Consider the following 1272-nt stretch of genomic DNA (forward strand, 5'->3'; position numbering starts at 1 on the left):
CTAGGGATGACTCATCTTAGGACTCGCTTCCCGCTTAGATGCTTTCAGCGGTTATCGATTCCGAACGTAGCTACCGGGCAATGCTATTGGCATAACAACCCGAACACCAGCGGTTCGTCCACTCCGGTCCTCTCGTACTAGGAGCAGCTTCCTTCAATCATCCAACGCCCACGGCAGATAGGGACCGAACTGTCTCACGACGTTCTGAACCCAGCTCGCGTACCACTTTAAATGGCGAACAGCCATACCCTTGGGACCGACTTCAGCCCCAGGATGTGATGAGCCGACATCGAGGTGCCAAACACCGCCGTCGATATGAACTCTTGGGCGGTATCAGCCTGTTATCCCCGGAGTACCTTTTATCCGTTGAGCGATGGCCCTTCCATACAGAACCACCGGATCACTATGACCTACTTTCGTACCTGCTCGACGTGTATGTCTCGCAGTTAAGCTGGCTTATGCCATTGCACTAACCGTACGATGTCCGACCGTACTTAGCCAACCTTCGTGCTCCTCCGTTACTCTTTGGGAGGAGACCGCCCCAGTCAAACTACCCACCAGGCACTGTCCCGAACCCCGATAAGGGGCCGCGGTTAGAACATCAAAACTACAAGGGTGGTATTTCAAGATTGACTCCACTCCATCTAGCGACGAAGCTTCAAAGTCTCCCACCTATCCTACACATGTAGGTTCAATGTTCAGTGCCAAGCTATAGTAAAGGTTCACGGGGTCTTTCCGTCTAGCCGCGGGTATACGGCATCTTCACCGCAATTTCAACTTCACTGAGTCTCGGCTGGAGACAGCGTGGCCATCATTACGCCATTCGTGCAGGTCGGAACTTACCCGACAAGGAATTTCGCTACCTTAGGACCGTTATAGTTACGGCCGCCGTTTACTTGGGCTTCGATCATGAGCTTCTCCGAAGATAACCCAATCAATTAACCTTCAAGCACCGGGCAGGCGTCATACCGTATACGTCATCTTGCGATTTTGCACAGTACTGTGTTTTTGATAAACAGTTGCAGCCACCTGGTATCTGCGACTGCCGTCAGCTTAGGGAGCAAGTCCCATCACCAACAGCAGCGTACCTTCTCCCGAAGTTACGGTACCATTTTGCCTAGTTCCTTCAGCCGAGTTCTCTCAAGCGCCTTGGTATTCTCTACCCGACCACCTGTGTCGGTTTGGGGTACGATTCCTACTAACCTGAAGCTTAGAAGATTTTCCTGGAAGCATGGCATCAACTACTTCATCACCTTAGTGACTCGTCATCAG

General features: G+C 51.8%; 1 rRNA gene. It reads right to left on the reverse strand.

Features of this window, described 5'->3' with window-relative positions:
- Nucleotides 1-1272 (reverse strand): 23S ribosomal RNA (locus tag Q4546_RS19105); the annotation flags it as partial.

The organism is Shewanella sp. 4_MG-2023 (genome assembly GCF_030548015.1).
Classification (GTDB): domain Bacteria; phylum Pseudomonadota; class Gammaproteobacteria; order Enterobacterales; family Shewanellaceae; genus Shewanella.